The sequence below is a fragment of the Streptomyces sp. NPDC030021 genome (assembly GCF_055574035.1).
In genome coordinates this window covers 22,856-29,221 of the sequence record NZ_JBVIAH010000042.1, presented here as the reverse complement: position 1 = coordinate 29,221, position 6,366 = coordinate 22,856, and the positions used below count along the sequence as shown (strand labels likewise).

At 73.7% G+C, this 6,366-nt stretch carries 8 protein-coding genes; 2 read left to right on the top strand and 6 right to left on the bottom strand.

The genetic code is table 11. The features are described 5' to 3' along the window. Positions 1-90: 90 nt before the first annotated feature. From ACZ4YL_RS40760 to ACZ4YL_RS40735, 6 genes are all read right to left on the bottom strand, one after another. Positions 91-684 carry a hypothetical protein gene (locus ACZ4YL_RS40760; RefSeq protein ID WP_468123520.1) on the bottom strand — a complete coding sequence of 198 codons (594 nt, stop codon included), beginning with the start codon at positions 682-684 and terminating at the stop codon, positions 91-93. A gap of 78 nt (positions 685-762) precedes the next feature. Next, on the bottom strand, positions 763-1,539 hold the full coding sequence (locus ACZ4YL_RS40755; protein ID WP_468123519.1) for a cytochrome c biogenesis CcdA family protein: 777 nt from the start codon (positions 1,537-1,539) through the stop codon (positions 763-765). Beyond that, a complete protein-coding gene (locus ACZ4YL_RS40750; RefSeq protein WP_468123518.1) occupies positions 1,536-2,183 on the bottom strand; it encodes a TlpA disulfide reductase family protein in 648 nt (215 codons plus the stop codon). Before ACZ4YL_RS40750 ends, ACZ4YL_RS40755 begins: the two co-directional genes overlap by 4 nt. Further along, on the bottom strand, positions 2,180-2,941 hold the full coding sequence (locus ACZ4YL_RS40745; protein ID WP_468123516.1) for a thioredoxin family protein: 762 nt from the start codon (positions 2,939-2,941) through the stop codon (positions 2,180-2,182). The genes ACZ4YL_RS40750 and ACZ4YL_RS40745 overlap by 4 nt, the downstream gene beginning before the upstream one ends. A 416-nt stretch (positions 2,942-3,357) precedes the next feature. After that, positions 3,358-3,924: a hypothetical protein gene (locus ACZ4YL_RS40740; RefSeq protein WP_468123514.1), complete on the bottom strand. Its 567-nt coding sequence runs from the start codon at positions 3,922-3,924 to the stop codon at positions 3,358-3,360. A 190-nt stretch (positions 3,925-4,114) separates the two neighbouring features. Continuing rightward, positions 4,115-5,002: a CAP domain-containing protein gene (locus ACZ4YL_RS40735; RefSeq protein WP_468123512.1), complete on the bottom strand. Its 888-nt coding sequence runs from the start codon at positions 5,000-5,002 to the stop codon at positions 4,115-4,117. Positions 5,003-5,244: 242 nt separating this feature from the next. Here ACZ4YL_RS40735 and ACZ4YL_RS40730 point away from each other — a divergent pair, with 242 nt between their 5' ends. Together ACZ4YL_RS40730 and ACZ4YL_RS40725 are read left to right on the top strand one after the other, a co-directional pair. After that, positions 5,245-5,547 carry a putative quinol monooxygenase gene (locus tag ACZ4YL_RS40730; RefSeq protein WP_468123510.1) on the top strand — a complete coding sequence of 101 codons (303 nt, stop codon included), beginning with the start codon at positions 5,245-5,247 and terminating at the stop codon, positions 5,545-5,547. A 96-nt stretch (positions 5,548-5,643) separates the two neighbouring features. Further along, positions 5,644-6,354, top strand: coding sequence for a hypothetical protein (locus ACZ4YL_RS40725; protein ID WP_390797059.1), 711 nt, complete (start codon positions 5,644-5,646; stop codon positions 6,352-6,354). The last annotated feature ends 12 nt before the right edge of the window (positions 6,355-6,366 follow it).

Here is a 6,366-nt window from a genome sequence, read left to right as displayed (position 1 = left end):
CCGACAACCTGGGGGTCCCCCCGGACGGAGTCTGGGGGATGAGGTGCCGTGCCGGGCGTCGCAACCCGGTGAACCTTGCCGGTCACAGCACTAGCGGGCGGCGAACGTCGGGCCGCCGTCGGTGAGGCGCAGGTGTACGGGGTGGCCGGCGACCGGAATGGTGCAGCCCTCCTTCGCGCTGCAGCTCGCGTAGCCGAGCAGCACCGTCGCGTCCCCGTTGCCGTCGGCGCGGATGGGCAGGGTGGTGGTGACGGGGCCGTCCGGGTAGACGGGCATCGGGGCGTCGACGCCGGGCACGCTGATGTTCCGTACGCCGGCGGCGGCCGTCAGCTTCCCGTCGGCTTTGAAGACCCCCGTGACGTCCACCGCGGTCGGCCGTCCCACGCCTTCCACGCCGGTGGGCGGCAGTTCGGTGCTGTAGAGGTGGAAGCCCTTCTTCTCGGGGGTGAAGACGGCGGTCAGCGTGCCCTTCGGCGCATGCCAGTCGGCCACCGAGAGGGTGACGGTGACTCCGTTCTCGGTGAAGCTGGTGGTGGTGGTGGTCGGCGGCGCGGCGCCGGCCGCCGCGGTGCCGGCGGCGCCCTCGGCGGACTGGTCGCCGCAGGCCGTGAGCGCCGCCAGGCAGAGGAGGGCGACCACGGTCCGGGCCGTCCGGGTACGCCTCTTGAGCGGGGAAACGTTCATCTGGGTATCCGTGCCTCTTGTGTCGGGAAAACGAATCGGTTCTCGGGTCTTCGGGGCGGGCCCTCGGGAGGGACCCGCTCACACGGCGGTGGTGAAGTCCGCGCTCCACAACTGCAGCCGGTACACCAGGTCGTTCCACACCCCGGCGGCCAGCAGGACGCCGACGAGCACGAGCATCCCGCCGCCGATCCGCAGGACCCAGGGGTAGTGGCGTTTGACCAGGCCGAAGGCGCTCAGGGCCCGCCGGAAGGCCAGCGCCGCCAGGACGAACGGCAGCCCCAGGCCGAGACAGTACGCCGCCATCAGCAGCGCCCCGCGGGCCGCGCTGGCCTCGCTCCAGGCCAGCGCCTGTACGGCGGCCAGCGTCGGGCCGATGCACGGGGTCCAGCCGACCGCGAACACCGCGCCCAGCACGGGGGCTCCGGCCAGCCCGAGGGCGGGACGCCGGTGGCTGCGGAACTCCCGTTGGGTGAATCTTGGCAGGAACCCCATGAAGGACAGCCCCATCAGCACGGTGAAGACACCGAGCACCTGGGTGACCACCTCCTGATGGGCCAGCAGCGTACGGCCGAAGTACCCGAACAGCGCGCCCCCGGAGACGAGGACCGCCGTGAAACCGAGGACGAAGAGCAGCGCGCCGGCCGCCATCCGGCTGCGGCGCCCGCCGTCTGCCTCCGCCAGGTCGGAGACCGACAGGCTGGTCACGTAGCTGAGGTAGCCCGGTACGAGCGGCAGCACGCACGGCGAGAGGAAGGAGACGAGTCCCGCGAGGAACGCCACCGGAGCGGCGACGGCCAGGGTCCCGTGGAGCAGGGAGGGGGCGTCCGCGGCGGCGATCGCCAGGCCCGCCGTCATGACGACTCCTCCGTCACGCGGGCGAGCAGCGGGCTCAGTTCGTCCCCGGTGACCGCGCCGCCGATGCTGACGGCGATGCGTCCGCGGCGGTCGATCACGAGGGTCGAGGGGATCGCCTGCGGGTTGAGGAGGGCGGGGGGAAAGCGGAGCAGGAGCTCGCCGGTGGGATCGTGGAGGCTGGGGAAGCCGAGGCCGTGCGCGCGTACGAAGGAACGGGCCGCGGCGCGGTCCGGGTCGCGGGTGTTGATCCCGAGGAACCGGACGCCGCGGTCGCGGGTCTGCCGGTCGACGCGTGCCAGGTCGTCGGCCTCCGCCCGGCAGGGGCCGCACCAGGACCCCCAGACGTTGAGCACGACGACCTGCCCCCGGAAGCCGTCGAGGGCGACCGGCTTCCCGTCGAGGTCGTCGCCCGCCAGCACGGGCGCGGCGGGCCGGTCGGCGGGGTCGATGACCGTGGCCTCGGCCGCGGGGGCGACCGCGGCCCTGACCGCGGTCGCCGGTCCGGCCGCCGCCTCCGCGCGGCTGCCGTCGGCGGCGACCGTGCCGACCGCGGCGAAGACACAGCCGGCCGCGGCCGCCGCGAGGGCGGCTCCGGCCAGGGCCGCGGTACGCACCTGGACCCGGCGCGGGTCCGCTGGTCTCACGAGGCCCACTTGCGCAGGAAGGCGTTGATCCCCTCCGCCGTGAGGGAGGGGTTGCCCGTGGCGTGGGTGTCGGTGCGCACCTTGCCGGACGAGTTGACGACGATCAGTACGGGCATCGTGTAGGTGCCGCCCGAGGGGCTGTACTTGCGCAGGAGCGCGGAGTTGGCGGAGCTGTTGCCGCCTATGTCGATCTTGACCAGGTGGTACGAGGCTCCGAGGATCGCCGCCGTCTGCGGCTGGGCGAACACCTTGTCGGCGGCCTTGCAGTTGCCGCACCAGTTGGCCCCGAAGTCGAGCAGCACCATCCTCCCGTCGGCCTTGGCCGCGGCCAGTGCGGCGTCGATCTGCTTCTGCGCGTCGGCCGAGCTGTCGTAGCCGGGGCCGGGGACCCGGGCCGGGGCGGGCGCGGCGGACGTACGGGCCGGCTTGGGGGCGGCCGAACCGCTCTGGGTCCGGGAGGGAGTCGGCGACGAGGAGGCCTGCGCGGTGGCGGACGCCGACGGCGAGGCCGAAGCGCTCGGGGAGGCCTCGGTGGAAGCGGAGGCCGACGGCGTGGCGGCGGCGAGGACCTGGGTGGACGGTCCGGCGGTGGTGGGCGAGGCGGAGCCGGTGGTCTCGGAGGACGGCCCGCAGGCGGCGCACAGACCCACCGCGACGACGGCCGCGGCGGCGAGCGGCAGCCGGACACCCAGGGGAGCGGCGGAGCGGGGCCGCGCGGCGTGGCCGGCACGGACGGGTCGGAGTATGCGAGAAGTCATGGCGAAGACACCCCAAGGCGCGCTGAGAACTACGGGAAGGGCGAGAAGCCTCCCGACTCGGTGAAGCCGGCGGACCCGCGGTTCGCCGGGGCGGTGTGCCCGGGCGCCGGAGGCCGGTCGGCTGACGTGAGCATAGGACCGCGGCGGGCCCTGCGAACCGCCTGAGCGGGATCTTGAGGTTCCCCTAAGGAACAGCTCACCTTCCGCTTCACCGGGACCCGTTCGATGAGGGCATACGGGGAGGTGAATCCCGCGAAAGGGATCAGGAGGGACCGAGCGGTGCGGACCGGCCGAAGCGGTCACGCCGCTGCGGTCGGGCCGCTGCGGTCGGGCCGCTGCGGTCGGGCCGGTCGGCCGGTCGGCGGGTCGGCGGGTCAGCCGGGGTCGGCCGACGGACCCGGCCGACCGGCCGGCTCTCAGAAGGACGTCTCGCGGACGCTGGCCTTGGCCATCGGGTCGATCGTCGCGGTGATGACGGACCGGTGGTCCGAGCTGCTGAACGTGACCGTCAGGGTCTCGTCGTCGGTCTGTGCCGTGGTGGCCTTGAAGCCGCGGCTCGGGACGGCGGAGATCAGACACACGCCGCGGCTCCCGTACCGCACCGTGACCTTGCCGCCCTGCGAGGGGACGGTGTGCAGGCCCGGTCCGCCGTTCTCGCAGTCGACGCCGGGTTTGGGCGCGGTGGTGCGGGCGGCCGGCGAGGGCTTCGCGGGCGGGGAGGAGGGAGCCGCAGGGGTCGGAGCCTCGGTCACGGTGGGCGAGGGGCTCGGGGACGCGGAGGCAGTCGGGGACGGCGGGCCCGGCGACGGGTCCTGCACCGCCGGCCACGCCGGCGGCGAGCCGAAGACCATGGGGGCGGACCGGGCCACCGGGGGCGTATGGCGGGTGGAGCCGACCACGAACTGGACCGTGGCGAGCACGGCCGTCACGCTGGTGGCCGTGCACGACAGCCATAGGAACAGGTAGCGCGGAAATCGAGGCACGGCCCCATAGTGGCCGACGGGCCGGGCGGCGCGTCACCGGCTCCCCCGCACAGCGCGACGGAGCGCCGCCTCCCGGCGGTGCCGCGGGCACGCACACGGACGTCCTCCGACCCGTGTACGGGTCGGAGGACGTGTGCGCCCCGGCAGCCGGTGGGAGGTGGCCGGTGTGCGGGGCGGGGGGGGAAGGCTCCTACTTCGACGTCCCGAAGTCCTGTGTCCACCACGGGCCGCCGTCGCCCTTGTGGACGCCTATGCCGATCTCCTTGAAGGAGCAGTTGAGGATGTTGGCCCGGTGGCCGGAGCTGTTCATCCACGCCTTCATGACCGCGTCGGCGTCCGACTGGCCGCGGGCTATGTTCTCGCCGAGGCGGGACCACGCGTAGCCGGCGGCCTCCACGCGGCTGGTCATGGTGGAGCCGTCGGGTCCGGTGTGGGACATGACGCCGCTGCGGGCCATGGTGTCGCTGTACGCGCGTGCCGCGGCGCTCAGCTTGGCGTTCACGGTCAGGGGGCCGCAGCCGGCTGTGGCCCGCTCCTTGTTGACCAGGGCGAGGACCGCGGATTCGGAGTCGCCGGAGGAGCTGCCGGAACCGCCGGACGAACCGCCGGAGGAGCCGCCCGACGAGCCTCCGGACCCGCCGGAACCGCCGGACGTACCGGAGCCGCCGCCGGTGCTCCCGCCGGACGTACGCGGGGGCTTGCCGGCCGGGGTGGACTTGGCCGGGCCGTCCTCCTCCGCCGCGGGCTTGGCCGGAGCCGCGGACTCCGTGCCTTCGGGCGTCGGCGTCCCGGGCGGCAGCGAGCCCGTGGCGGCCGCGGCATCGGCGGTGACCTCGGGGAGCGGGGCGGTGGGGCTCGCCGTCCCGGCCGTGTCCGCCGGGGTCGGCGTCCCGGACTTCGCCCCGGTGGCGCCGTCGGCCCGCTGGTCCACCTGCGTACCGCCGCCGGAATCGGCAACGGCGACGCCGACCGCCACCGCCGCGGCGGCCGCGGTGAGGGACAGGACGATGCGCGTACGCATCGCCTTCTTCCGCCGCGCCTCGACGCGGGACGGCGTTGCGGGAGTTCGGCTGCTCATGCCTGTAGCACCTCACAGAGGGAAAGGGGGGTGGGGTGCGACCGAGCCTAGGGTTGCGATCAGTGAAATCCGCGCGCTGGAGGGGTTCTTCAAGTTCCCTTAAGGAAGCCCGCAGGGTCGGTTCAGGGGACGAGCCTGTTCATCCCCGGCTATTCGGTCGATACGGACCCGCCGAAGTCCCGGCGAACGCCGGCGCACCCTCGGCGAACCCGCGCCGAGGGTGCGTGCGTAGAGTTCGGCGCATGTCACAGCCCGTGCAACTCGTCATCCTCATCAGCACCCTTCCGGGCCGCGGCCGGGAACAGATCGCGGCGTTCGAGCGTCTCGCCCCGGTCGTGCGGGCCGAAGCGGGGTGCCTCCAGTACGACCTGCACCAGGTGAGCGGCGAGCCCGACCGCTTCGTCCTCATCGAGCGGTGGTCGTCGCAGGCGGCGCTCGCCGCCCATGACGCCACTCCGCACATGGTCGAGGCCGTCGCGGCGAGCCCGGCGTTCCGGGCGGGACCGGCGGAGGTCATCCGGCTCGTCGCCGACCCCCTGGCCTGACCGCGCACCCTCGCGGGCTCCACCGCGGGCGGGGCGGGCGCGCAGCGGCGGCGTGTGATCATGTCCGTCGACAGATCCGCACCTCATGGGGGGACCATGCGCACCCGCACCACCACCGCCACGACCGGTCTCGTGACCGCGCTCGCCGCGCTGCTCGTCCTCGCCGGCTGTACCGCGCCGGGAGACAGCCGGCCCGCGGCGTCGAGCTCCGTGGCCTCCGTGCCCGCGCAGAGCGGCGGTGGGTCCGGCTTCGAGGGACCCCGGCCGCAGGACCAGAACCTGCTGGCGTGGACCGGGGATCCCAATGACGCGGGGCACGTCACCGCCCAGACGTCGGCCGGGGTCGGCGGTCGGGTCACCTTGGTACGGATCGTCCTGCGCGAGCAGATCACCTGGTCGAACGTCTGGCTGGGCCTGGCCGGCATCGACCCGAACGCCCAGCTCGCCAACTGCCATCTCGGTGTGTACGACGCCAAGGGCGCCCTCGTCGGGGCCACCCCGGACATCTCCCCCCAGCTGATGACCGACGCGATCGCCAAGCCGTTCGCCCTCGGCAAGCCGTTCACCGCCGCTCCCGGGACCTACTTCATCGCACTGCTGCTCAACGGCACTTGGGCGACCAACGGCCTCACCCTGAAGTCCACGGGCGCCGGCATCTCCGTCAACGCGGGTCTGACGCCGCCGAATCTCCGGTACAGCACCCTGCTGACCGGTCAGACCTCGCTGCCGCCCACCGTGAACCTCGCCGAGCAGTCCACGAGCACCATCAACACCGGCTGGGCCAGCCAGTGGTACGCGATCTCCTGACCCGCGGGGTGC

Coding starts and splice junctions, on each gene's coding strand:
- ACZ4YL_RS40755 (WP_468123519.1), bottom strand. CDS start 1,539: ATGACGGCGGGCCTGGCGATCGCCGCCGCGGACGCCCCCTCCCTGCTC.
- ACZ4YL_RS40735 (WP_468123512.1), bottom strand. CDS start 5,002: ATGAGCAGCCGAACTCCCGCAACGCCGTCCCGCGTCGAGGCGCGGCGG.
- ACZ4YL_RS40760 (WP_468123520.1), bottom strand. CDS start 684: ATGAACGTTTCCCCGCTCAAGAGGCGTACCCGGACGGCCCGGACCGTG.
- ACZ4YL_RS40730 (WP_468123510.1), top strand. CDS start 5,245: ATGTCACAGCCCGTGCAACTCGTCATCCTCATCAGCACCCTTCCGGGC.
- ACZ4YL_RS40745 (WP_468123516.1), bottom strand. CDS start 2,941: ATGACTTCTCGCATACTCCGACCCGTCCGTGCCGGCCACGCCGCGCGG.
- ACZ4YL_RS40725 (WP_390797059.1), top strand. CDS start 5,644: ATGCGCACCCGCACCACCACCGCCACGACCGGTCTCGTGACCGCGCTC.